We start from the raw sequence: 25,804 nt of genomic DNA, 5'->3' as shown, positions 1-25,804 counted from the left end.
GAATCCACATTTTCAGAATGTATTCAACTGACTTGGGAGGATCTTTCTTTTGGAAGTATGAAAGGGGTATGATTGTGGCAACGAATCAAGGAAACTTTGATTATAATGATGATGCCATACAAGTGCTGGAGGGACTGGAGGCTGTCAGAAAACGGCCTGGTATGTATATCGGCAGTACAGATAACAGAGGGCTTCATCATTTAGTATATGAAATTGTCGATAACTCAGTAGACGAAGCACTTGCTGGCTTTGGAGATCATATAATTGTCAAGATACATAAAGATAACTCCATAAGCGTTCAGGATAAAGGACGCGGGATGCCTACTGGAATGCATAAAATGGGAAAGCCTACACCAGAGATTATCTTAACCGTGCTTCATGCGGGCGGGAAGTTTGGTCAGGGCGGATACAAAACGAGCGGCGGACTGCACGGAGTTGGTGCTTCCGTTGTGAATGCTTTGTCAGAATGGCTTGTCGTTAAAATTCGACGCGATGGTTTTGTCTATGAGCAGCGGTTTGAAAATGGCGGAAAACCCGTTACAACGCTTGAAAAGGTTGGTAAGACAAATCAAACCGGCACAATCATTCATTTTAAACCAGATCCTACGATCTTCTCTGCAACCACTTACAACTATGAAACATTATGTGAACGGTTAAGAGAATCAGCGTTTTTGTTAAGAGGAATGAAAATTGAGATCATCGATGAACGCAATGCTGTTCAGGAGCTTTTTCATTATGAAAACGGCATAGAAGCATTTGTTCAATATTTAAATGAAGAAAAAGATGTGCTCCATCCGGTTGTCAGCTTTGCAGGTCAAAATGGCGGCATTGAAGTCGACTTTGCTTTTCAATTTAATGATGGATACTCAGAAAATGTATTATCTTTTGTCAACAATGTCCGCACAAAAGACGGCGGTACACATGAAGCCGGTGCTAAGACAGCTATGACAAGAGTCATTAATGAATATTCACGCAAAGTGAACCTGCTTAAAGAAAAAGATAAAAACCTGGACGGTGCTGATATACGTGAAGGCTTTACTGCCATTATCTCTGTAAGAGTACCAGAAGAGCTTTTGCAATTTGAAGGCCAGACAAAAGGCAAGCTAGGCACAAGTGAAGCCCGCTCTGCCGTTGACTCTGTTGTTTCAGAGCATTTATCTTATTTCCTGGAAGAAAACCCGGAAACAAGCTCACTGCTGATTAAAAAGGCTATTAAAGCGTACCAGGCCAGAGAAGCTGCACGTAAAGCTCGCGAAGATGCAAGAAGCGGCAAAAAACGCAAAAAAGGCGAAGCGGTGCTCTCCGGAAAATTGACACCGGCACAGTCGCGCAATCCGCAAAGAAATGAATTATATCTGGTTGAGGGTGATTCTGCCGGAGGATCTGCTAAACAAGGACGGGACCGCCGTTTCCAGGCAGTACTACCGCTGCGGGGTAAAGTTATTAATACCGAGAAAGCCAAACTCGCAGATATTTTTAAAAATGAAGAAATCAATACGATTATTCATGCAGTTGGGGCCGGAGTTGGCGCAGACTTTACGCTTGAAGATGTCAATTACGATAAAATTGTCATCATGACAGATGCCGATACAGATGGAGCACATATTCAAGTGCTGCTCTTAACCTTCTTTTATCGCTATATGAAGCCACTAATTGAAGCTGGCAAGGTATTTATTGCACTTCCACCTCTCTATAAGGTGAGCAAAGGATCAGGAAAAAAAGAGCAGATTGAATATTCATGGAGTGACGATGACCTTCAGGATGCAATCAAAAAGATCGGTAAAGGCTATATGATTCAGCGTTATAAAGGGCTAGGTGAAATGAATGCGGATCAGCTTTGGGAGACAACGATGGATCCTGAAACAAGAACATTGATACGGGTAAAAATTGATGATGCCGCACGTGCTGAACGCCGTGTTACTACCCTTATGGGCGATAAAGTAGAGCCGCGCAGAAAATGGATTGAATCCAATGTAGCGTTTGGTCTTGAAGAAGATGGAAGCATACTTGAAAATGAAAATATTTCTGTTGCAGAGGAGGGTGTTGAAGGTTGAGTTCTGCAGAAAAGTTTCGTGACCTTCCGCTTGAGGATGTCCTCGGTGACAGATTTGGGCGTTATAGTAAATATATTATTCAGGAGCGTGCTCTTCCGGATGCACGCGATGGCCTAAAGCCGGTTCAGCGAAGAATCCTTTATGCTATGCATGTTGATGGCAATACACAAGATAAAGGTTTCCGCAAATCAGCCAAAACAGTCGGAAATGTAATCGGCAATTATCATCCGCATGGTGACTCTTCGGTTTATGATGCAATGGTGCGCATGAGCCAGGACTGGAAGCTGCGCAATTTACTGATCGAAATGCACGGGAATAACGGGAGCATTGACGGCGACCCGCCTGCTGCCATGCGTTACACAGAAGCAAGATTGTCAGCCATTTCAGCTGAGTTAATTAGGGATATAGAAAAAAGAACCGTAGATTTCATTCCGAACTTTGATGATACATCTGAAGAACCAACTGTCTTACCGGCGATGTATCCCAATTTGCTGGTGAATGGTTCAACTGGTATTTCGGCAGGATATGCAACTGAAATACCACCTCATCATTTGCATGAGGTAATCGATGCTGCTATTCACCGCATGGATCACCCAGATTGTTCAGTCGATGACTTAATGGAATTTATCAAAGGACCAGATTTCCCGACTGGCGGAATCATTCAAGGTGTTGAAGGCATTCGCAAAGCGTATGAAACGGGTAAAGGGAAAATAATCATCCGCGGAAAAGCAGATATTGAAGATTTGCGCGGAGGCAAAAAACAAATCGTCATTACAGAAATTCCTTATGAAGTAAATAAGGCAAATCTAGTGAAGAAAATGGATGAATTGCGCCTTGACCGCAAAGTTGAAGGCATTGCCGAAGTCCGGGATGAGACCGATCGCACAGGCCTCCGTATCGTTATTGAGTTGAAGAAGGATGCAGATCCTGAAGGCGTCCTTCACTATTTATATAAAAATACAGACCTGCAGATTCCGTACAATTTTAATATGGTTGCCATCCATAATCGCCATCCAAAGCTAATGGGCCTGCGCCAGCTGCTTGATGCTTATATTGGCCACCGTAAAGAGGTTGTAACACGCAGAACCGAATTTGAACTGCATAAAGCAAAAGCTAGACAGCATATTGTAGAAGGCTTAATGAAAGCACTGTCTATACTAGATGAAGTCATTGCTGCCATTCGTGCTTCTAAAGATAAACGGGATGCGAAGGATAATTTAATCAGTCAATTCGCTTTCACAGAGCCTCAGGCTGAAGCCATTGTTTCTTTACAGCTATATCGTTTAACAAATACCGATATCACTGCTCTTCAAGCAGAAGCAGAGGAACTTGCCAAACAAATTGAGGAACTGACATCTATCCTAGAAAGCAATAAGAAATTGCTTCAAGTGATCAAAAAAGAATTAAAAGATGTAAAGAAACGTTTTACTGATGCACGCAGAACAAGAATTGAAGCTGAAATTGAAGAAATTAAAATCAATCTTGAAGTCCTTGTTGCCAGTGAGGATGTCATTGTGACAGTAACGAAAGAAGGGTATGTTAAACGGACAAGCCAGCGTTCTTTTGCTGCCTCAAATGGACAGGACTTTGGCATGAAGGACACCGATCGCATCATTTCCCAGCTTGAAATGAATACGACCGATGTAGTTTTACTGTTTACAAACAAAGGAAATTATTTATACTGCCATGTTCATCAGCTTCCGGATATCCGCTGGAAGGAGCTTGGACAGCATATTGCCAACATCATTCCGATTGATCGTGATGAATGCATCATCAAAGCGATTCCGATGAAAGACTTTACTGCCAATGAGTTCTTTGTATTTGTGACGAAAAATGGTATGGTCAAGAAAACGGAAATCAGCTCTTACAAGGCACAGCGTAATTCAAAACCGCTTGTTGCCATCAATTTAAAAGGATCTGATGAAGTTGTTGATGTTCATAAAACAAATGGAAATACAGAGCTCTTCCTTGTAACCCATCATGGCTATGCCCTATGGTTCCATGAAGAGGAAATTAACATTGTCGGAGCAAGAGCGGCAGGTGTTAAAGGCATTAACTTAAAAGACGGTGATTATGTTACAGGCGGAAAGCTTATTGAGAATGAAAAAGAACAATCAGTTGTGATTGTCACTCAGCGTGGATCGATCAAACGGATGAAGCTGTCCGAATTTGAAAAAACATCACGAGCTAAACGCGGCGTCGTTGTATTGAGAGAACTGAAGTCTAATCCGCACCGGATAAGCGGATTTGTTATCGCAAGAGCAAATGAAGAAATCACTCTTGAATCTGAAAAAGGCCATACGGAAGCTGTTCATGCAGGAAATATCCGTTTTAATGACCGTTATTCAAACGGATCGTTTATTATGGATGTAAATGACAGCGGCAAAGTAAGCAAAATATGGATCAGCAAGCAAGAAGAGAATTAAGCGAACTTCATGTCAGTTTTAACTGGCATGAAGTTTTTTTTGCTTATTATTGGGAAAAGGAGATCAACATAACACCATTATTAATTATGCATCCTTAAAGATCACCTGCTAAACCTCTAGTTCTATTACTTTCAGTTTTACAACATTCTTTAAAATGTCTCACTGTTATATAATTGCTTGTGCATTATAGGTTCATCTGATAAATTTAAATAGTATTACTATATCAGTATAAGAAACATTCAAACAAGAAACTTTTTTATGGAGGAATTCAATGGAATGGATTGAGTTAGTGGTTGGAGAGTTAAATGATGTAATGTGGACGTATATTTTAATAGCTGCTTTGATTGCAAGCGGACTGTTTTTCAGCCTGCGCAGTAAATTTGTTCAATTTAGAATGTTTCCTGAAATGTTCCGCATTTTAGGTGATAAAGCAATGATATCTGCTGATGGAAAAAGAGGGATTTCATCTTTTCAGGCATTTTGTATTAGTGCAGCTTCACGGGTAGGTACAGGCAATATTGCAGGTGTTGCTACAGCCATTGCTGCTGGGGGGCCAGGTGCTATTTTCTGGATGTGGATTATAGCCTTTCTTGGCGGCGCTTCCAGTTTTATAGAAAGTACATTAGCACAGATCTACAAGGTAAAAGATCGAGATGGCTTCCGCGGAGGTCCCGCTTATTATATGGAGAAGGGACTAAACAAGCGCTGGATGGGCATTCTGTTTGCCGTTATTATTACATTTTGCTTTGGTTTTGTCTTTAACTCGGTGCAATCAAATACGATCGCTTTAGCATTTGAAGATGCGTTTGGCACAAACCAGACAATTGTAGGGATTATTTTAGCAGTCCTAACAGCGGCAGTCATTTTTGGCGGCGTTCATAGAATTGCGAAGGTGTCACAAGTTGTTGTTCCTATTATGGCCGTTATTTATATACTATTGGCGCTTGTAATTATGATTATGAACGTTACTGAAATTCCAGCAGTATTTTCATTAATTCTTAAAAGTGCTTTCGGTTTAGAAGAAGCGCTAGGGGGAACGATGGGAGCTGCTGTTATGATGGGCATCAAGCGCGGCCTCTTCTCAAATGAAGCAGGAATGGGAAGTGCACCAAACGCAGCAGCTGCTGCAGCTGTCAGCCATCCTGTTAAACAAGGATTAATTCAAACACTTGGAGTTTTTGTTGATACGATTATCATTTGTTCGGCAACAGCCTTTATGATTATTCTATCAGGTGATTATATGAATTCTGACCTTTCAGGAGTTCAATTAACGCAATCAGCATTGTCCGTTCAGGTTGGTTCATGGGCATCAATCTTTGTTGCAGTAGCCATTTTCTTATTTGCCTTTACATCAGTAATAGGAAACTATTATTATGGTGAAACCAATATTGAATTTATCAAGAAAAGCCGTATGGCGGTATTCATTTATCGACTTGGTGTCATTGCAATGGTCCTTTTTGGATCTGTTGCATCTCTCGACTTAGTATGGAGCCTCGCTGATCTCTTTATGGGTGTCATGGCGCTCATTAACTTAACAGCGATTGTACTGCTCAGCAGAACGGCTCTTGCCGCTTTAAAAGATTATCTGCAGCAGCGTAAAGAAGGCAAAGATCCTGCGTTCTACGCGGATTCAATACCTGGTTTAACAGGAATTGAAAGCTGGGAAGTGAAGAATCAAAAGGATAAGCAATAATTATAGAAGTAAAAAGCATCCTGGACGGTTATCAGGGTGCTTTTTTTTATGTTCTTTGGTAAAACCGCAGTACTTGTACATGTTTTTTCCAGAAATGGTTATGATATTGATGAATAAGGATATAGGAGGAACATAAATGCGCAAAGAAATAATGGTCCCGCTTGCTGCGGTATTTTTCTTTTCCTTGTCAGCGATTACAGCTGCTTTTGCCAATGAGAATGAAAAACTGAACACTGTTTTTGAAGCAGAACAAGATGTTACAGGGGATGGGCAGCCCGATCAAATTTATATAAAAGGTCTTCCATATGATGAAGGTGCGGGTTTTTTAAAAGAAGTTAAACTTGAAATAATCGCCACCAACGGCAAGACATATACAAAAGATTTAGAACCTGGATATGAACCCAGCATCGTTTTTCAAGATTTAAATCATGATCAGGTTAAAGATATGCTGATCATGATTCCAACAGGAGGGAGCGGCGGTCTTTCACATTACTATCTATACACCTTAAAGGATTTCAATTTAAAAGACCTAGGTATTCCTGAAGGCTTAACAACGAATAGTCAGTTTTTAGACGGCTATAAAGCAAAATTAGAAATTCAAAATACCGGCCAAACTTTTGAGTTTGATCTAAAGGATCGGAAAGAGGAATATGACCGGCTTGGTTTATATCAAAACGGCAAGTTAAATGAACCTTTAGAATTGATGATTGATCCTTATGGTTCAATGAAACCTGTTCAATCTGAAAATGGACAGTATGGATTGAGAGCAGTTCAAGGAATTAGCGGTGCATATCATGCAGATGGCATTGGCTATATTGAATCAGCGTGGCTCTATAAAAACGGCAAATGGGAACTTCAAGATGTAAAGGTAATGAAGAATCTGAAATAGTGTAATTTGTCACACCTTTTAGGCGAATATCATAAAATAGGGCAACGGTATTAAATACGTATATAAAGGAGCCGTTGCCCATGGAAATGTTTTCACCCTCCAAACTGCATGTTTGCTATTTACCGCCAGCAACTGCATTTCGCCCAGTAGAACGAAGAAAATATACTTTAACACATAGTGACGAAACCGGGGAATTATTTTTATCGATTGGCCATGACCATGACCTAAGTACAGTGAACTTGAATGTACGGGATGAGTTAGCTGCAGAATGGCTTCCGCAGCTGGGCCAGTATGTATTGGCAGGCAAATTTCATATTAGTAACGGAGACTTTGATCAGCAGTATGCTCACGCTCGATATTTAATTTTCCAGCGGGAGGCAGATCGGGCTTTATCCGCACTAATATACGGAGACCGCGAATTTTTCTCGCATTATCCCTGGCTGCTGGATTCGCCGATTTATATTCATTTTGAGTCAGTATATCCTGAATTTCATAAAATGTTTTATTATGGAACACCAAGACAATATTTACAAAAGGCTGTAGGTCCATTAACAGTAAACACATGAATAAGAGAACTGTATACGGTGACAATAATGAAAAAGGGGACCGTTGCAGTGAATAAAGAAAAAAATACAGAAATACCTAAAAAGCTCAGTTACGAATCAGACGGACAAATGGGGCAAGATAAGCAGCAGGAAATGGTTAAAAAAGATGAGAATAAAATGTTTTTTAATAGTACTCAGGATAGTGAATAACATTTAGGCAGACACATATGATGTCTGTCTTTTTTTTACACATATATAGTTGTCAATAATTTTATTATGTTAACTTAAGAGGAAAAATCATTATTATTAAAATTTTATCCTTTAAAGTGATAAATAAATATCGCCGAAATTGTTGAAATTGTTAAAAAAAAGATTTATATTGTAAAGAACTATTTAAAGATAATACCAAATACCAATTTAGCATAATAGGAGGTTTTTATACATGAGTGACTCTCAAATGAGAAGTGATATGATTAAAAAAGGAGTAGACCGTGCCCCGCATCGCAGCTTATTGCGAGCAGCCGGAGTGAAAGAAGAGGATTTTGGTAAACCATTTATTGCAGTATGCAACTCATACATAGATATTGTTCCAGGACATGTTCATCTGCAGGAGTTCGGAAAAATAGTAAAAGAAGCCATCCGTGAAGCAGGCGGAGTTCCTTTCGAATTCAATACGATTGGAGTAGACGATGGCATTGCAATGGGCCATATTGGGATGCGGTATTCCTTGCCAAGCCGGGAGATTATTGCTGACTCACTTGAAACGGTTGTTTCTGCACACTGGTTTGATGGAATGGTCTGCATTCCAAACTGTGACAAAATTACTCCTGGTATGATGATGGGTGCGCTGCGGGTAAACATACCTACGATGTTTGTCAGCGGAGGACCGATGAAAGCAGGGGTAGATTCAAACGGAAAGCCGTTATCTTTAAGCTCAGTTTTTGAAGGTGTCGGCGCCTATGAATCTGGCAAAATCAATGAAGCGCAGCTGCAGGAAATTGAACAGGTTGCCTGTCCGACATGCGGATCGTGTTCAGGCATGTTTACAGCTAACTCCATGAACTGTCTTGCAGAAGGCCTTGGATTAGCTTTACCTGGAAATGGAACAATTCTTGCGGTTTCTGAAGAACGCAAAGAATTTGTGAAAAGATCAGCTATTCAGTTAATGGATCTGATTAAAAAGAACATCAAACCTCGTGATATCGTAACAATTGATGCGATTGATAATGCATTTGCGTTAGACATGGCGATGGGTGGATCCACCAACACAGTTCTTCACACATTAGCACTTGCACACGAGGCAGAAATTGAATATCCAATTGAAAGAATCAATGAAATTGCGAATCGAGTTCCACATCTCGCAAAAATAGCTCCTGCATCAGATTACCATATTGAAGACGTCCACAATGCCGGTGGCGTAAGCGCGGTAATCCACGAATTGCTGAAAAAGCCAGATGCTCTTAATGGTGATTGCCTCACCGTTTCTGGGAAAACACTTAGAGAGAATGTAGAAGGCTGCGAGATTCTGGATCATAATGTGATCCGCCCGCTGGAGAATCCTCATAGCGAACGCGGAGGACTTGCCGTCTTATTCGGAAATCTAGCTCCAGAGGGTTCCATTATTAAAGTAGGGGCTGTTGATGAATCTGTAGGCGGATATCATAAAGGACCAGCTATTTGCTTTGATTCTCAAGAAGATGCTTTATCAGGTATTATTACAGGCAAAGTTCAAGAAGGAAACGTCGTTGTTATTCGCTACGAAGGGCCGAAGGGAGGACCAGGCATGCCTGAGATGCTTGCACCTACCTCACAGATTGTCGGCAGGGGGCTTGGAGCAAAAGTTGGCCTTATAACAGACGGACGCTTTTCTGGAGCTTCACGCGGCATCAGCATCGGTCATATCTCACCGGAAGCAGCAGAGGGCGGTCCAATTGCTTTCGTCGAAAACGGTGATATTATTGAACTTGATCTGAACAAGCGTACCATTAACCTGGAAATATCTGATGAAGAATTCGAGAAAAGAAAAACAAACTGGAGAGGCTTTGAATCAAAAGTAAAAAAAGGCTATCTTGCTCGATATTCTAAACTTGTAACAAATGCCAGCACAGGCGGCGTTATGAAAATCTAATAGCAGCAAAAACTCGATTTCAAAATGGGAATTCAAAACCATTAAGAAATCGAGTTTTTTAAGTATTTATTTAAAAGAAATCTTTCAGCAACAAATAAATTTTATAAATAAAACTGCAACTCCTTAAAGAAATATTAGTATTTATAAATGATTGTTTAAATTTTGCTGAATAACAATTTTATGTTAATTTTTTATTTCGTCTCACTAACTTAAGTATACTTATATAATGAGACAGTAAATATGATCATATTAATTGGTTCCGATAATATATATTATGTAAACTAGAAATCATTTCCTTTAACTTTGTATCACTTTTATAATCAATTCTTGGAAGTTTAGGCAAGTCTTCCATTTTAATTTCTTTTTTTGATACTAACAATAGCGATTCATGCAGCAAAAGGCGCTTCCCACCACTCCACTTGTAATCCCCTCTTATTAACCCAATATGTACATCTTGTTTTACCAGCACTTGATAAATTTGCTCACTCCAGCCGGTTACTACATGAAATTCAACATCTGGATACTTATCCTTAAATAGTTTTAATAAAATAGGAAGCTTAATTCTAGAAAATAAAAATGATGAACCAATTCTCAGCGTACCTGTAACTTTATCATCCATGTTCGAAATATGATCGTTTATATCCTGAAGCTTATTTAACATCTCGTCAGCACATTTCACAAGATATTCTCCTTGTGGAGTAAAATGAACACCTCTTCTGCCGCGATGTACAATTTGAACGCCAAAATTTTGCTCAATTTGCTGTAATCGTTTAGTAAGTGCTGGTTGTGATATATGCATTAAGGTAGCCGTTTTTGTAATATTTTTTTGTTCATATAAAACTTTTAAGATGGTCCAGTCTCGAAAATCCATTATAAGCACCTCCATAGATACCAACATATTATTAAGCAAGACAGTTTTTTCAAATAACATAAATAATTGGGACGTTTAGTTAGTTTAATTAGTCTATAAATATCAAACATGGCTGTTTTGAAACAAAAAAAGGATGGTTTCACCAGTTTTATTAACTAGTAAAACCATACTATTATTATGAAAAATACAAGATAGCTTCCTCAATCTATTTTGTCTTCAGTAATATTAAAATTAAAAGTATTAAAGCTTCAGTTTTAATCCTTCATGAGTTGGAACAAATCCTAATCGTTCATAAAACCTTAATGCATCAGGTCTTGTTTTATCTGTTGTCAATTGTATTAGATGGCAGCCTCGTTCTTTTGCTCGGTGAATTGCCCATTTTATTAAATCAGAACCCACTCCTCTGCCCCTTACAGAACCAGCAGTTCTAACTCCTTCAATTGTAGCTCTCCAGCTGCCTTGATGTGTTATGTAAGGTGTGAAGGTAATTTGCTGAACTCCAATAACTTTTCCACCCTCACATGCGACTATTAATTCGTTATTAGGGGTCTGAAGTGATAGCTTCAAATGCTTTTATATAACTAGTAGGCAATGGATTTTCATACCGTTCACGCTGACTTCCCAGAAAATCATCTGCTAGCATAGCAACAATACTATCTAAATCTTTTTGGACTGCAATTCGAAAGGTAATTTCTGTCTCCAATTAGATCTCTCCCCGTAATTTACATTTGTAATTAACCTATCAATTAGTGCTTCTTATGTGCGGCTAGTTTTTTGAGATTAAAGATGAATTCCGCCCTCGTCAATTGGGTCTTTTCTTAATTACCCAAAATACCATTTCAAAGCATTTCTATATAATATCTTATCCGCACTTTTTTCATCAAAAAGGTTTTGGATCAATTCTATATCATCATATTCAAAAGGTCTTTTCGCCCGTGTTGAAGGCAAATCTGTGCCAAACATTAGTGCATCTGGATTGATTTCAAATATAGTTTTTAATGCATTTTTAACATCCAATTCAACACGGCCGAATCCTGTTGCTTTAACATGTACCCCTTTGTCTACTAATTTTAATAGATGAGGAAGGCCTTCTTCAGACAAACCTAAATGGTCAATTGAAATTGCTGGTAATTTCTCAATCGTTGATGCAATATCAGGCAGTTCTTTGGCATCAATATAAAGTTCACTATGCCACCCTGCCAAATCATATACTCTTCTAGCGAAATGATCGAGCTTTGAAAGATCTTCAGAGCCACCTCGTTTAATATTAAACCGAAGTGCTCTTACACCACTTTTATGTAGATTTAAAATTTCATCATCGGTCACCGTAAAGGAAAGCTGTGTAACACCACAGAAAGCTGGACCCATTTGTTTAAGAGCCTTCATTAAATATTGCTGATCAAATCCCTGAAATGATCCTGATACAATCGCCCCTCCGCCTATATTCAAGTTAGCAGTCTCATTTAGGTAATCGTCTGCAACATAGCTTGGTGGTGTGTACCCTTGGTTCTCAATAATCGGAAACTCAAAATCAATTATATGAAAATGCGCATCAAAAATTTTCATTACAGATCCCCCTTTCTTTTTTATAACATATCAAAAACTAGACATCAGTGGAATACTAATTATTAGTCTTGATAAATATGTAAATAGTAGTTTTTATGTGTAGTATTCTCATTTGCCTACTTTAATGATTAAAATTTCGTCCTTATTAAAAGTAGAAATTAATTACAAGTAGTATTTAAATATTAATAACTATAAGGTAGCATTCAGGAAAATTCATAAGCTTTATTTATGGATTGCCATAATTTTTTTTGAATTATCCAATAGATTTTAACCTGTTATAATGAAAAATAATTACTTAGGGGGTACAAAAGTTGAAAGCTATTTTACAGAATGAATACGGTGAAGTAAATGTTTTAACTTACGCAGATGTTGAGATCCCTTCTATTGAAAAGAACGAGCTTTTGATTAAAGCCGCTTACACAAGTGTTAACTATGCAGATATTAAAAAACGAATTGGAAAAAAAGGCAAAGGAAATTTTCCTTTAATGCTAGGATTAGATGTATCAGGTACTGTTGAGAAGGCACCTGAAAATTCCACATTTTCACCAGGAGACCGAGTAGTTGCTTTTCCTAAAAATGGTTCGTATGCTGAGTACGTTGTGGCTAATGAGAATTTAGTTTTTAAAATACCAGATGCCCTTTCGATGGAACAGGCAGCAGCAATGCCAACGGTTTCTTTCTTATCATATATTCTTATCTTTGAAATTGGCCAAGTAAAACCAACAGATACGATTATTGTACACAGTGCAGCTGGTGGTGTTGGGTCCATATTAATTCAATTAGCTAAAATAGCAAATGTTTCAAAGATTATTGGTACAGTTGGCTCTCTGGAGAAGGAGTCCTATGTTTTGGGTTTAGGTGCTGATTTTGTATACACATATGACACATTCTCTAAAGAAGTTTTAAAACTGACCAACAATATAGGTGCTAATGTCATTTTTGATTCCTGTGCAGGAAATATAACGAGCAAGAGCTTAGAATGTTTAGCCTATTATGGAAATCTTGTTCAGTTTGGTAACAGTACTGGTAAAACAGGAAACATGTCAACAAGTGATGTTCATAGCAGTTGCAGAACAATTAGCGGTTTTAGTTTGGGTACAACACGAAAATTTCATCCTGAACGATTAAGGGCTATTGCAGATAACGTAATTGAATTATTTAGTTCAGGAAAAGTATCCCTCCCAGTTGCACAAGTTTTTGATTTAAAAGATGCTAGGCTTGCTCATGCACTAATTGAAAGTCGAAATTATAAAGGGAAAATTCTAATTAAAATGTAAGCATACTTTTCTGCTATGCTCATTTGTGTATAATGAAGTATCAAAATGAAGCCAGTGAGATTTTACATGAAGTAAAATCTCACTGGCTATCATTTTAGAGGGACGATATTGTTACAACTCAACATATATTATTTTGAAATTAATGAGTTTTGCAACTTTCGTATAGTCCTTTTTCATGTAGAACTTTAATTAATGTTTCTCCCATTACAGATGGAGTTTCTGCTACTGAAATACCGCAGCTTTCCATTACGCTAACTTTTTCAGCTGCAGTTCCTTTTCCACCCGAAATAATAGCTCCGGCATGACCCATACGCTTTCCTGGTGGTGCTGTTCTACCACCAATAAAGCCTACGATAGGTTTATTCATATTCTCTTTTGCCCAAAGTGCTGCTTCTTCCTCAGCAGTACCGCCAATTTCACCAATCATAATTACAGCATAAGTATCTGGATCCTCATTAAATGCTTTTAATACATCAATAAAATCAGTACCGTTTACTGGATCTCCACCAATTCCAACTGCTGTAGACTGTCCAATGCCAGCCTCACTTAATTGATGTACAGCCTCATATGTTAATGTTCCTGAACGTGAAACAACGCCAACGTGACCTTTTTTGTGGATATAACCTGGCATAATACCGATCTTACATTCTTCTGGGCTGATCACGCCAGGACAGTTTGGTCCGATTAAACGTGTTTTCTTGCCCTCCATGTAGCGCTTCACTTTAACCATATCCAACACAGGAATATGTTCAGTTATACAAATAACAAGATCAAGCTCAGAATCAACAGCTTCCATAATTGCATCTGCTGCAAATGGTGCAGGTACATAAATAACTGAAACTGTAGCGCCAGTTTCTTTTACAGCATCCTCAACAGTATTAAAAACCTTAACACCTTCTACTTCTGTTCCGCCCTTACCTGGTGTCACCCCACCAACGATAGCTGTTCCATACTCCAACATTTGTTTTGTATGGAATAAAGCAGTAGAACCTGTAATTCCTTGTACAATGACTTTTGTTTGCCTATCAATAAAGATACTCACTTGCAGATCTCCTTCCTAATTATGCTACTTAGCCTTCCATTTTTCAGCGTACTTGTTCTACGATTTTCTGCGCTCCATCTGCCATGGAATCCGCAGAAATAATATCGATGTCTGCTTCTGCAAGAATTTGCTTACCTTCCTTAACGTTCGTACCTTCAAGTCTTACTACAAGCGGTACATTCAGCCCAACTTGCTTAGCGGCCTCTACCACACCATTCGCAATAATGTCACATTTCATTATTCCGCCAAAAATATTTACAAAAATACCTTTTACATTTTGGTCGGATAAAATAATTTTGAATGCCTCAGTAACTTTTTCCGCTGTAGCACCGCCCCCAACATCAAGGAAGTTAGCCGGGTCTCCGCCATAGTGCTTGATAATATCCATTGTCGCCATTGCCAAGCCTGCACCATTAACCATACAGCCGATATTTCCAGTTAAAGAAATATAACTTAAGTCATATTTAGATGCTTCAATTTCTTTTTGATCTTCTTCATCAAAATCTCTTAGTTCTAAAATATCTTTTTGACGGAACAATCCGTTGCCATCAAAATTCAGTTTAGCATCTAAAGCCATAACCTTATCATCACCTGTTACAACTAGAGGGTTGATTTCAGCGATTGAACAGTCTTTATCGATGTAAACCTTATAAAGTCCCATCATAAATTTTACAGCTTGTCTCACTAGCTTTGCCGGAATATTGATGTTAAAAGCAAGTCTGTTTGCCTGAAACGCTGTTAAACCAACAACAGGGTCAATAACTTCTTTAAAGATTTTTTCTGGCGTCTCTTCTGCTACTTCCTCAATATCCATTCCGCCTTCTTCAGATGCCATTAATACCACTCTTGAAGTTGCGCGATCTTGAACAAGACCAATATAATATTCCTTCCGGATGTCGCAGCCCTCTTCAACTAGAAGACGGTTTACTACTTTTCCTTCAGGACCAGTTTGATGCGTAACGAGTGTTTTTCCGAGTAATTCTTCAGCATATTGGCGAACTTCTTCAATGCTCTTAGCAATTTTTACTCCGCCTGCTTTACCTCTTCCACCTGCATGGATTTGCGCTTTAACAACATAAACACCTTGTTGAAGTGATTCAGCTGCTTTCACAGCCTCGTCAGCAGTAAAAGCTGCGTGTCCATTTGGAACAGCTACTCCATATTGCCTAAGAATTTCTTTTCCTTGATACTCATGAATATTCATGACTTTCCTCCCTCAATCTTTCTAAGAAAATTAGAAAATTTGTATGTTGCAGCTAGAAATAAAATTCCCCAAATTAAAGCACCATTTATCATGTAACGGCGTTTTAATTCCTTTTTTTACTGCATATATATTCATCATCCTAGTGTAAGGACATTTCAAACTATAGTCTGGTGATACCTTACACTAGGCTTAATGATTCAAAGAACCTTATGCTTCTAATAAAAATTTCTCAGGGTCTTCAAGCAATTCTTTAATACGCACCAAGAATCCTACTGCTTCTTTTCCATCAACAATTCGGTGGTCATATGATAATGCAATATACATCATTGGACGGATCTCAACTGTTTCCCGATCCACTGCAACAGGACGATATTGAATCGTGTGCATCCCAAGAATACCTACTTGTGGAGCATTTAGAATCGGCGTGGATAATAAGGATCCAAATGTGCCGCCGTTAGTAATAGTAAATGAACCGCCTTGAAGGTCTGAAAGTGCAAGCTTAGAATCTCTAGCTTTCAATGCTAGTCTACCAATCTCTTTTTCAATATCGGCAAATCCTAGGCGATCCGCATCTCTTACAACCGGAACAACTAATCCGTCATTGGTAGATACAGCAACACCGATGTCGTAGAACTTCTTGATAACCAATTCGTTGCCTTGGATTTCGGCATTTAATAATGGATATTTCTTTAAGGCACTAACAACAGCTTTTGTAAAGAAGGACATAAATCCTAGCTTCACATCATGCTCAGCCAAGAAGTCATCCTTTCTCTTCTTGCGCAATTCCATTACTGCTGTTAAATCTACTTCATTAAAAGTAGTTAAGATTGCAGCAGTTTGCTGAACTTCAACAAGGTTTTTCGCAATGGTTGCTCTGCGGCGAGTCATTTTTTGTCTTTCAACCGGTTTTGCAGGGTTTTCTGCTGGTTTCTTTTCTTCCGAAGAACGACTTGATGCAGGAGCTGGACTTGGAGCTTTTCCAGCATTGGCAACATCTTGTTTACTTACTCTTCCCAGTGGATCTGCCACAGGTACCTGGCTCAAGTCAATCCCTCGCTCTCTAGCAAGCTTTCGTGCCGCTGGAGAAGCAGGATAGTCATGAGTAGCTGCCGGTGTTTGAGTTTGTTTTGGAGCTTCTGTTTTTGCTTCAGTCTTAGCTTCTTCTTTTGGTGCCTCAGCACTCTCAGCAGATCCTTCTTCTATCTGAGCGACTACTTCTCCAACTTGGACTGTGTCACCAGATGCTTTTATAGTATTTTGCAGAACTCCACTATGCTCAGCGATAATTTCTACATTTACCTTATCTGTTTCTAATTCTAATAAATAATCTCCCTTTTCAACTCGTTCACCTGGATTCTTGAGCCACTGTGCAATGGTACCTTCTGTGATTGATTCAGCTAATTCTGGAATAATTACGTCTGCCATTTCTTACACATCCTTTAATTGTTTATTTTCATATAACTTTGTTCTAATGTAGAACTATTGCTTAACTTTATCTTTAGAAGCTGCTGTCAAAGTTAAAACATTGTTAATAATTCTTTGTTGTTCTTTCTTATGAACAGCCGGGTCTCCTTCAGAAGGACTAGACATTTCTGGTCTTCCGTTATATTCAACCCTTAATTTATCAGGGAAAAGACCTTGTAATTTAGGTGCAATATAGCTCCATGCTCCCATGTTCTTTGGTTCTTCCTGTGTCCAGCTAACCTCTTTTACGTTTTTATATTTTGATAGGCATTCTAAAATTTGTTTTTCTGGGAATGGATATAATTCCTCTATACGGATAATTTGCAGCCATTCATATTGATCTTTCTTAGATACTTGATCTGACAGTTCAACTGCCAATCTGCCTGAACAAAATACTATTTTTTCTACCTTTTCTAGGTTTGCTCCCAAATTAGGCTCTTCAATAATCGGATGAAATTCACCCGAAGTAAACTCGTTTAACTCAGCAGCTGCAGACTGATGACGTAATAAGCTTTTCGGCGTCATCAACACTAGTGGTTTAACTAAATCTGTGTTTAGAGTAGCAGCCTGTCTTCTTAAGAGATGAAAATATTGTGCTGAGGAAGACAGATTTGCTACACTCCAGTTGTTTTCAGCTGATAGCTGAAGATAACGCTCTAGTCTTGCACTTGAGTGCTCTGGTCCTTGCCCTTCATATCCATGTGGCAGAAGAAGGACTAGCCCAGAATTCTGCCCCCACTTCGCTTTAGCAGAGGATATAAATTGGTCTGCGATTACTTGAGCACAGTTAGCAAAATCGCCAAATTGCGCTTCCCACATTACCAGAGTTTCTGGTGCACCAAGATTATAACCATATTCAAAACCTAGTGTTGCTGTTTCAGTAAGTGTACTATTATGCACTGCAAAAGAAGCATTCGCTGAATCTATTTGGTGTAAAGTGCAATACTTATTTCCAGCTAATTCATCTGACAGGACAATATTACGATGTGAGAATGTCCCACGTTCAGAGTCCTGCCCTGTTAATCTGATTGGAATTCCATCTTTTATAATAGACCCGTATGCTAAGGCTTCTGCATGAGACCAGTCGATTTTCGCTTTTTTCTCGAACACATCTAGACGACGCATTAAGATTTTCTCTAGTTTGCCGAACGTATTAAAATTCTCCGGCCATTTCAGCAAACTTTTGTTTATAGAAACTAAAGTCTCTGCCTCTACAGTTGTATCTATTTCTAAAAGTGCTTTTTCATTATAAACAACTTTTTCCTGCAATTCTGAAATATAAAGCGGTTCATCATGATCAGGACTCATTCTTTCAGCTGCGCCTTTAATTTCGGCCATCACTTCAGATTGAACTGCATTAATTTCATCCTCAGTAAAAGATTTTTCAGCTAACAATTGCTTTTTATATAATTCAGTTATGGTTGGATGACTGCGCACCAGCTGATAAATAAGCGGATTTGTTGCCATCGGTTCATCCATCTCATTATGGCCAAGTCTTCTGTAACCGATCAAATCTATCACTACATCTTTTCTAAACGCTTGACGGTAAGCAAATGCAAGCTTCATGACTCGTATGCATGCCTCTGGATCGTCTGCGTTAACATGAAATACAGGAACTCCATATCCCTTCGCTAAATCACTGGAATATAATGTAGATCGTGAATCTCTTCCTTCCGTTGTAAATCCAATTCGGTTGTTGGCAATGATATGCATAGTACCACCAGTTTGATATGCGTTTGTACCTGCAAAATTGAACATTTCAGCTACAACACCTTGACCAGCAAATGCTGCATCACCATGGATTAGAAGAGGGATTGCTTTAGACGTATCCTGCACAGGATACCCTTTTTGATCTCTATTTTCTTGTAAAGCTCTAACTACTCCCTCAACTACGGCTCCAGCATACTCCAAATGACTTGGATTGTAGGCAAGAGTAACATTAATTTGTCGGTCATCCACTATTCTCTTATTCTTGCCACCCATATGATATTTTACATCTCCGGTGCTGCCGCTCGTTTCAAGATAATCTTCGCTTTCATTTAACCATTTAACATGTTGAAACTGTGAAAAAATGGCTTCATATGGTTTCTTAATAACATGTGCTAGAACATTTAATCTGCCTCGATGAGCCATAGAAATTGCGATATCTTCCACTTGTTCCTGAGCACTTAAGCTAACCAATTCCTCAATTGAAGGAATAAGCATTTCAAGACCTTCAACTGAAAAACGCTTCGCTCCAACATAAGTTCTATGAAGGTACTGTTCAAACCCTTCAGTTTCATATAGTTTTCTTAACAACTGTTTCTTTCTATCTACTGTAAGTACTTCTGCCTTTTCAATTTCGATTTGCTCAAGGAGCCATTCTCTTTCGCCTGGCTCAACATGAAGAACTTCATAACCAATTTTTCCAGTATAGATGGTTAACAGCTTCTGAATGGCTTCAAAACCGTCAGCGACTTCATCTTTCCATTCAGAGCAAATCAATTCTGACGGAACTTCTCTAACCGTTTCTTCTGTTAAACCATAGCGTTCTAATAAGAAAAGATCTTTATTTTCTCTATCTTCCAAAGGATAGATATCAGCTAATAAGTGTCCTCGCTCTCTAATATCTGCTGCAAGTTTTAACACAAGGCTGAGGTTCTTAAGGTTTTGAATAATTGATGCCTCAGATCCCTTTACCTCCTGCTGGCTACTAGCTTTTGGCTGTCCCCATTTAGCAAACAGTTCTGCCAGGCTTTCATCTACTATTTCTGGGGATTGTAAATATAGATCATATTGTTCTAACAAATAGCCAAGGTTAGGTCCTGAAAACTCACTCCACGGACTTTGAAAGTTATTCATATATTTCACACATCCTTAACAATTTTTTCAGCTAAAAATAAAGTGTTCAAACCATTTTTACAATAATCCAACCCATTGCCAGTATGTCATACTAAAGACAACAATGAGAATGAAACCAATGATAGTTATCGGCAATCCAGGTTTTAACATATCTTTGGTTGTAAAGGCGCCTGTACCGTAGGCAAGCATATTTTGCGGTGCACTTACAGGCAGCAGGAATCCAAAACTGATAACAAATTGCTGAATTAACACAAGTCCTGGTCCGTTGAAAGTAGTCTCCATCGAAGCTACTAAAGCAATAACAATCGGTATGAAAGCCGAAGCAAGACTCGTCGCACTTGCAAATCCTAGATGGATAATGATATTAAACAAGGAAAGAATCATGATAATAACAATTAGTGGCTGATTCGTTAATCCTAGTGCACTAAACGTATTATCAGATAGCCATGCAGCACCTTGTGTTTCCAATAACACTGACCCTAGAGAAATACCTAGAGCGAAAACAACAAGCGTTCCCCATGGAATCTTACTTTCGACTTCCTTCCAAGAGTAAATCCCTATTTTCGGCATTAGCATAGCAGTAACTGCAATGATAGTGATCGTTGTCGAATCAAGTGGATGTAAAACTCCTTCTGTTGACCAAAAAGCAAGAAGTAAGAGAGAAATGACGATTAACTTCCATTCTTTTAAAGTAATTTTTCCAAGATCTTTTAATTGTTTTCCAATAATCTCTTTACCATTTTCTAACTCGCTTACTTCAGGCTTGATCAACTTAACCATTAGAAAGTACAGCACGATGGACATTAATATTGACCAAGGACCAGCATATAAGAGCCATTGTCCCCATGTAACAGTTGTGTCAAACGCTTGTTCAATAAATCCTAGACCTACCATGTTTTGAGCAGCAGAAGTCTTAATACTTATATTCCAAATCGAAATAGCTTGAACAGCTGTAACAAGCAATAAGGCTGCCAGTCGGCTTGTTTTAGCTAATTTAAATGCTGCTACAATACCGAGCAAGATTGGAATAATGGTACCTGCTCTTGCCGTTGCACTTGGTACGAATAATGCGAGTACAATACTGACAAGAATTGTACCAAACACTAAGCTATTGGTCTTGGTTCCCACTCTAGACATAATAAATAAGGCTAAACGCTTATGCAGACCAGTGATTTCCATTGCAGCAGCAATAAAGGTTGCTCCTGCAACAAGGCCAACAGCAGATGAACTAAAGCCAGATAGAGCTAATTTCAATCCGCCTCCTGTTGAATAGATTTGAGACGGATCCTCTACTGTCGGAGCAAGTCCGATAAATACGGCTATCAATGTCAAAATAATGGCTGCACTCACCGTATAAGATACTGCTTCAGTCATCCAAAGGATAACTGCTAAAGCAAGAATACCTAGTGCTATTTGACCAGCTACCGGTAAACCTTCCGGATTTGGAAGGAGTATAATAATCAGGAAAACGACGAAAGCAAGAATGACAAAATAATTTTTATTTATTTTCATAGGTTATTTCCCCTTATAAGACATAATATTCTACTGGCTTAACAGGATGTGAAAGAGTACATTATTTTACTAGGTGGATAGGGTTACCTGTAGCAAGCTCAGCAGCCTCCATCACAATTTCACCTAAAGTTGGGTGCGGATGGACTGTTAATGCCAAATCTTCAGCTGTTAAACTGGACTCAATTGCCAATGCTAGTTCGGAGATCATGTCCGATGCATTTGCCCCGATAATCTGGCCGCCGATCACCACTCCATTATCTTTTCTTGTGACAAGCTGCACAAAACCTTCCGTCTCATTAAGTGCAATCGCTCTGCCATTCACGGCGAATGGGAACCTTGCACCTTCCGCTTCAATTCCTTTTTCTTTTGCACTATTTGGATCATGTCCAACTACAGCAATTTCTGGTTCTGAAAAAACAACAGCTGGCATACATTTATAATCGATAACAGCAGGATGCCCTGAGATAGCTTCGGCAGCTACTTTTCCTTCATATGAAGCTTTATGAGCCAATTGAGGTCCCGGCACGATATCGCCAATTGCATATATATGAGAAAGTGAGGTTTGACACTGCTCATTTATTTCAATTAAACCTCTTTCTGAAAGTGCAATACCAATATTCTCTAAACCAAGAGCATTTGTGTTAGGTTTCCTGCCAACACTCACGAGCAGGTAATCAGCTTTTAATGTTTGCTTTTCTCCGTCAATCACAGCCTCAACTTCTACATGATCTTCTTGATCTTTAGCAGCTTCTACATTAACATTCGTTAAAATGTCTACACCTTTTTTCTTTAACCCTTTAGAAACAATAGAAGTAAGACGCTTATCCATACCGCCAAGGATGTCTTTTTGACCTTCTAAAATTGTCACCTTCACACCAAAATTAGCTAGGGCACCAACTAGTTCAACCCCTATAACACCTCCACCAACAGCAATCATACTCTTAGGGAGTTCATTCAAATTTAATACTCCAGTAGAATCTAAAATTCTGCTGGAAAATTTCATAGTTGGCAGCTCTACCGGACGTGAGCCTGTCGCTATGATTGCGTTTTCAAACGAATATATCTTTTCGCCTTCTGAGCTTTTAATCGTAACTTTGTGTGTGTCTGTAAACTCTGCTTGACCTTTAACAATTTCAACTTTATTGCCTTTTAGTAAAGTACCAATACCGCTTGTTAGTTTCTTAACTACACCATCTTTGAATGCTTGAACTTTGGTATAATCTACTTCTACATCTGATACCTTAACACCAAATACATCCAAGTGCTTCGTATTATGATAATGATGACTTGCTGTAATAAGAGCTTTTGAAGGAATACATCCTACATTTAAGCAAACTCCGCCTAAATTTTCCTTTTCTACTATAGTTACCTTTTGTCCAAGCTGTGCAGCTCGTATCGCTGCCACATAGCCTCCAGGTCCTGCTCCAATAATAAGTATTCCAGTCTGATACTGATCAATTTCTTTCATGATTCTTCCTCCTACCCATGCACTAGATACATGCTGTTTTAAAGATTACATTAATATGAAATCGCTATCTTTTTACCGAAAGATTTCTGCCTTTATGGCTTTTTTGAAAGGTGCAGACTAAGGATTACTATTTAAGTTGTTCATTTAACATGTTTACACTTTTGCGTACCCTTATTCGTGCAGATCATTTAGAATCTTTGAAAGTATACCTTCACCAATAACTCTAAAGTGTTAAAAATGATTACGCTAGATTATGTAACTTATGTAAGTGCTTACGCAAGTATCGAAACCAAGATTGTGAATAATCGCACTTTTTAAGTTGCATAAATTACGAAAATTACTTTTGTTACGTAATTTACTTTAATTCCAAATTATATTTTCTTTTTTGCAGACGATATATATTTAATTTGTAATCAAGCCGGCGATAAAATTATAACCAACTATGTGAAATGATTCACATTAAAATTCTGGAGGAATTCTCAATGAATCTATTAGAAGTAATCCGTACCACTGTAACCGATATGAATATTGTTAGTGCGATCACTTCCACATTATTCATTATTATGCTTGGGTACTTTTGCAGAAAGAAAGGGATTTTCAATGATCAAGTAGGAAAAATTCTTTCAAAAGTAGTATTAACTGTTGCTTTACCTGCTTTGGCTTTTAATGCTTTTATGCAGGACATTGATGAGAGAACCTTAAGTGAAGGAATAAATATTTTAATCTGGGGATTAGCCATTTATATCATACTCATTGTCCTTACTAAACCAATGTATATGAAGTTTAAAGGTGATCAGCAAGACACCCTTCGGATTTTAACCATCTTTGGATCCACTACATTCTTTGGTATACCAATTGTTGGAGCAATCTATGGAGCTGAGGGCGTTTTATATGCATCCATCTTTAATATTGGCTATCGTATTTTCCTATATTCATATGGTTATATCAAAATGAGTGGGCTGAAAATGGAAACACGAAACATTAAAGAAATGTTTTTAAATCCAATTGTTCTTGCAACATTTGCCGGTTTATTCATTTGGATGTTCCAAAGTTATATCCCGCAAGTTACTGTTTCAACAGAAGCTGGTGTCGCCTCACAAGTTGCGTTTTTACGGATTGATCAAACCGCAGTCTGGCTGCATAAACCATTGACATATTTGGCTGGTCTTGCATCACCGCTTGCTTGGCTAGCAATTGGTGCAACATTAGGATCTGTTGATTTTAAATCGGCCATGACAAATAAAGTATCCTGGTTCTATAGTTTCAATAAAATCATCATGGTTCCTTCTATTAATATTGTATTATTACTTTTATTAAACTTTGTTGGCATCATGCCTTTAAGTGGAGTTCTATTAGGAACAGTTGTCATTATGATGGCGACGCCAACTGCAACAGTTTGTGCAGCATATGCAATTAGTTTCGACAAGGATGCGGTACTCGCTTCCAACGCATCACTATTGTCAACCCTTTCTGCCGTCATTCTAATTCCTATATGGATTATTATTATCAATACAATCGGCCAAATCTTCGCATTTTAGACAGCTTGTATCATTTATCTACTCATTATGATGAATGATTTGCACCATTAACATGGAAAAACCTCTAAAATACCAGGTTAGGACACAATTACTTTACATTAGCTTGCTCACCAATGAGCAATTGTTTCAAAAATGTGTCCTACACACTGTTTATATAATTATTTTTATTAAAAAACTAACAAAACGCAAAAGGAGATTAATACTATGACTTTAAAAGTTGTTTGCTACGGTGTTCGTGAAAATGAGGTAGAATATTTCAATAAATTAAATAAGTATAATTTTGATTTAACGCTTGTTCCTGAACTGCTTACTCATGAGAATATTGACACAGCTCAAGGAAAGGATGCAGTCTTATTAAGAGCAAATTGTAAGGCAGACAGACAAAATATCGAGAAAATGAAAAGTTTTGGTGTTAAATATTTGTTTACTCGTACTGTAGGCTATAGTCATATCGATCTTCAAGCTGCAGCAGAACACAATTTACCGGTAGCATATGTACCTTCTTATTCACCAAATGCAATTGCTGAGCTGGCACTGACATTGGCTATGACATTATTAAGAAATACTGCTCATACAATTGAAAAAACTTCAAATAACGATTTTACTGTAGATACGAATATGTTCAGTAAAGAAATACGGAATTGCACAGTTGGAATGCTGGGCTTGGGCAAGATTGGTTTAACAGAAGCCAAATTGTTTAAAGGTCTAGGAGCTAAGGTTGTAGGATATGATGTATTTCAAAGTGAGGAAGCTAAGAAAACTGTTACCTTCTTAGAATTAGACGAATTATTATCAGTAAGCGATATTGTCAGTATTCATATTCCGTATATTGCAGGTCAAAATGGAAAAATGATTAATCATGATTTCTTGAACAAGATGAAGGATAAATCAATTCTCATAAATACTGCTCGTGGAGAATTGCAAGATAATGAAGCAATTTTAGAAGCATTAAAAAGTGGAAAGCTGCACGGCTTTGCTACTGACGTTTTTGAAAACGAAGAGAAAATCTTTTTTAAGAAATTTGACAATGATAATACAGATTTAGATTTTACTGTTAAAGAGTTAACTAGTTTATATCCAAGGGTCCTTGTTACCCCACACATTGGTTCTTACACAGATGAAGCATTAACAAACATGATTGAAACAAGCTACCTTAACTTTCATGAAATGATAACAACAGGGCAGACTAAAAACCTTGTGGAAATATCTGCAGTAAAATAAAAATTTCATTTAATTTAGGTAAACACTTATAATTAGGGTATAGGTATTACCTGAAATTAACTTGG

18 protein-coding genes and 1 pseudogene are annotated in these 25,804 nt (G+C 38.2%); 10 read left to right on the top strand and 9 right to left on the bottom strand.

Features of this window, described 5'->3' with window-relative positions; all coding sequences use genetic code 11:
- Positions 1 to 74 precede the first annotated feature (74 nt).
- The 7 genes from parE (at position 75) to ilvD (ending at position 9,735) form a co-directional block, all read left to right on the top strand.
- A complete protein-coding gene (parE, locus tag A6754_RS11745; protein WP_066451606.1) occupies positions 75 to 2,054 on the top strand; it encodes a DNA topoisomerase IV subunit B in 1,980 nt (659 codons plus the stop codon).
- Positions 2,051 to 4,480 (top strand): DNA topoisomerase IV subunit A, encoded by a 2,430-nt coding sequence (parC, locus tag A6754_RS11740; protein WP_066445536.1) that lies wholly within the window; start codon positions 2,051 to 2,053, stop codon positions 4,478 to 4,480. The genes parE and parC overlap by 4 nt, the downstream gene beginning before the upstream one ends.
- Before the next feature lie 271 nt (positions 4,481 to 4,751).
- Positions 4,752 to 6,173, top strand: a complete 1,422-nt coding sequence (locus A6754_RS11735; protein WP_066445534.1) for an alanine/glycine:cation symporter family protein — start codon at positions 4,752 to 4,754, stop codon at positions 6,171 to 6,173.
- 136 nt (positions 6,174 to 6,309) lie between these two features.
- On the top strand, positions 6,310 to 7,062 hold the full coding sequence (locus tag A6754_RS11730) for a YybI family spore inner coat protein (protein ID WP_066445533.1): 753 nt from the start codon (positions 6,310 to 6,312) through the stop codon (positions 7,060 to 7,062).
- A gap of 80 nt (positions 7,063 to 7,142) precedes the next feature.
- Positions 7,143 to 7,628, top strand: coding sequence for a staygreen family protein (locus A6754_RS11725; protein WP_066445532.1), 486 nt, complete (start codon positions 7,143 to 7,145; stop codon positions 7,626 to 7,628).
- A 48-nt stretch (positions 7,629 to 7,676) separates the two neighbouring features.
- Entirely contained in the window at positions 7,677 to 7,817 is a 141-nt protein-coding gene (locus A6754_RS22780) for a hypothetical protein (RefSeq protein WP_156495773.1), read from the top strand.
- 247 nt (positions 7,818 to 8,064) lie between these two features.
- The gene (gene ilvD, locus A6754_RS11720) at positions 8,065 to 9,735 is read left to right on the top strand and encodes a dihydroxy-acid dehydratase (RefSeq protein WP_066451604.1); all 1,671 of its coding nucleotides are present in this window, start codon (positions 8,065 to 8,067) and stop codon (positions 9,733 to 9,735) included.
- A gap of 244 nt (positions 9,736 to 9,979) precedes the next feature.
- Here the strand turns inward: ilvD and A6754_RS11715 are convergent, their stop codons facing one another.
- The 3 genes and pseudogenes from A6754_RS11715 to A6754_RS11705 form a co-directional block, all read right to left on the bottom strand.
- Positions 9,980 to 10,606, bottom strand: coding sequence for a LysR family transcriptional regulator (locus tag A6754_RS11715; RefSeq protein WP_066445530.1), 627 nt, complete (start codon positions 10,604 to 10,606; stop codon positions 9,980 to 9,982).
- Positions 10,607 to 10,846: 240 nt separating this feature from the next.
- Positions 10,847 to 11,309: pseudogene (locus A6754_RS22385) on the bottom strand (GNAT family N-acetyltransferase).
- Positions 11,310 to 11,428: 119 nt separating this feature from the next.
- On the bottom strand, positions 11,429 to 12,172 hold the full coding sequence (locus tag A6754_RS11705; protein WP_066445528.1) for an amidohydrolase family protein: 744 nt from the start codon (positions 12,170 to 12,172) through the stop codon (positions 11,429 to 11,431).
- Positions 12,173 to 12,483: 311 nt separating this feature from the next.
- On the opposite strand from A6754_RS11705, the gene A6754_RS11700 reads away from it, so the two are divergent.
- A complete protein-coding gene (locus A6754_RS11700; RefSeq protein WP_066445525.1) occupies positions 12,484 to 13,449 on the top strand; it encodes a quinone oxidoreductase family protein in 966 nt (321 codons plus the stop codon).
- 139 nt (positions 13,450 to 13,588) lie between these two features.
- Here the strand turns inward: A6754_RS11700 and sucD are convergent, their stop codons facing one another.
- From sucD to lpdA, 6 genes are all read right to left on the bottom strand, one after another.
- The gene (sucD, locus tag A6754_RS11695; protein WP_066445523.1) at positions 13,589 to 14,491 is read right to left on the bottom strand and encodes a succinate--CoA ligase subunit alpha; all 903 of its coding nucleotides are present in this window, start codon (positions 14,489 to 14,491) and stop codon (positions 13,589 to 13,591) included.
- Between the two features lie 43 nt (positions 14,492 to 14,534).
- On the bottom strand, positions 14,535 to 15,695 hold the full coding sequence (gene sucC, locus A6754_RS11690; RefSeq protein ID WP_066445519.1) for an ADP-forming succinate--CoA ligase subunit beta: 1,161 nt from the start codon (positions 15,693 to 15,695) through the stop codon (positions 14,535 to 14,537).
- A 207-nt stretch (positions 15,696 to 15,902) separates the two neighbouring features.
- Positions 15,903 to 17,120 (bottom strand): 2-oxoglutarate dehydrogenase complex dihydrolipoyllysine-residue succinyltransferase, encoded by a 1,218-nt coding sequence (gene odhB, locus A6754_RS11685; RefSeq protein ID WP_066445517.1) that lies wholly within the window; start codon positions 17,118 to 17,120, stop codon positions 15,903 to 15,905.
- Between the two features lie 54 nt (positions 17,121 to 17,174).
- On the bottom strand, positions 17,175 to 20,000 hold the full coding sequence (locus A6754_RS11680; RefSeq protein WP_066445514.1) for a 2-oxoglutarate dehydrogenase E1 component: 2,826 nt from the start codon (positions 19,998 to 20,000) through the stop codon (positions 17,175 to 17,177).
- A 57-nt stretch (positions 20,001 to 20,057) separates the two neighbouring features.
- Positions 20,058 to 21,512: a DASS family sodium-coupled anion symporter gene (locus A6754_RS11675; protein WP_066445510.1), complete on the bottom strand. Its 1,455-nt coding sequence runs from the start codon at positions 21,510 to 21,512 to the stop codon at positions 20,058 to 20,060.
- Between the two features lie 61 nt (positions 21,513 to 21,573).
- Positions 21,574 to 22,980 (bottom strand): dihydrolipoyl dehydrogenase, encoded by a 1,407-nt coding sequence (lpdA, locus tag A6754_RS11670; protein ID WP_066445508.1) that lies wholly within the window; start codon positions 22,978 to 22,980, stop codon positions 21,574 to 21,576.
- Between the two features lie 482 nt (positions 22,981 to 23,462).
- Between lpdA and A6754_RS11665 the strand changes: the two genes are divergently transcribed.
- Both A6754_RS11665 and A6754_RS11660 read left to right on the top strand, forming a co-directional pair.
- Entirely contained in the window at positions 23,463 to 24,518 is a 1,056-nt protein-coding gene (locus tag A6754_RS11665) for an AEC family transporter (protein WP_066445504.1), read from the top strand.
- Between the two features lie 204 nt (positions 24,519 to 24,722).
- The gene (locus tag A6754_RS11660) at positions 24,723 to 25,739 is read left to right on the top strand and encodes an NAD(P)-dependent oxidoreductase (RefSeq protein WP_066445501.1); all 1,017 of its coding nucleotides are present in this window, start codon (positions 24,723 to 24,725) and stop codon (positions 25,737 to 25,739) included.
- Positions 25,740 to 25,804: the final 65 nt, after the last annotated feature.

Source organism: Cytobacillus gottheilii, assembly GCF_001636345.1.
Taxonomy (GTDB): Bacteria; Bacillota; Bacilli; order Bacillales; family Cytobacillaceae; genus Cytobacillus; species Cytobacillus gottheilii.
The sequence above is the reverse complement of the archived record's forward strand: the minus strand, read 5'-3'. Positions and strand labels throughout refer to the sequence as shown.